The sequence below is a fragment of the Streptomyces sp. CAI-85 genome (assembly GCF_013363615.1).
Lineage (GTDB): Bacteria > Actinomycetota > Actinomycetes > Streptomycetales > Streptomycetaceae > Streptomyces > Streptomyces antibioticus_B.
Map to the genome: position 1 here is coordinate 1 of NZ_JAANNX010000252.1, position 619 is coordinate 619.

General features: G+C 72.1%; 1 protein-coding gene. It reads left to right on the forward strand.

Going from position 1 to position 619, the window contains the following annotated elements; translation table 11 throughout:
- Positions 1–22: 22 nt before the first annotated feature.
- A partial coding sequence (locus tag G6W55_RS38110; protein WP_175525116.1) for a DUF349 domain-containing protein occupies positions 23–619 on the forward strand: 597 nt, incomplete at its 3' end.

Genomic DNA, 619 nt, shown 5'->3' on the forward strand with positions numbered 1-619 from the left:
GGCATCATGTGGAGGAGGCGCTGTGAGCAGCGACCCGTGGGGCCGCGTCGACGAGACGGGGACCGTGTACGTGCGTACGGCCGAGGGCGAGCAGGTCGTCGGTTCCTGGCAGGCAGGCTCCCCCGAGGAGGCGCTGGCCTACTTCGAGCGCAAGTACGAGGGCCTGGTTGTCGAGATCGGCCTCCTCGAGAAGCGAGTGCAGACCACCGACCTGTCGGCGAAGGACGCCCAGGTCGCCATCGACCACATCCGTGAGCAGGTCGACGCGCACCACGCGGTCGGCGACCTGGACGCGCTGCGGGGCCGGCTGGACAAGCTGGTGGCGACCGTGGAGTCCCGCCGCGAGGAGCGCAAGCAGCAGCGGGCCAAGCAGTCCGACGAGGCCCGCAAGGCCAAGGAGGACCTGGTCGCCGAGGCCGAGCAGCTCGCGCAGTCCGACCAGTGGCGGGCCGCCGGTGAGCGGCTGCGGGCCCTGGTGGACACGTGGAAGGGGCTGCCGCGGCTCGACCGCAAGTCGGACGACGAGCTGTGGCACCGGTTCTCGCACGCGCGCTCGGCGTTCTCCAAGCGCCGCAAGGCCCACTTCGCGCAGCTCGACGCGCAGCGCGAGGAGGCCCGC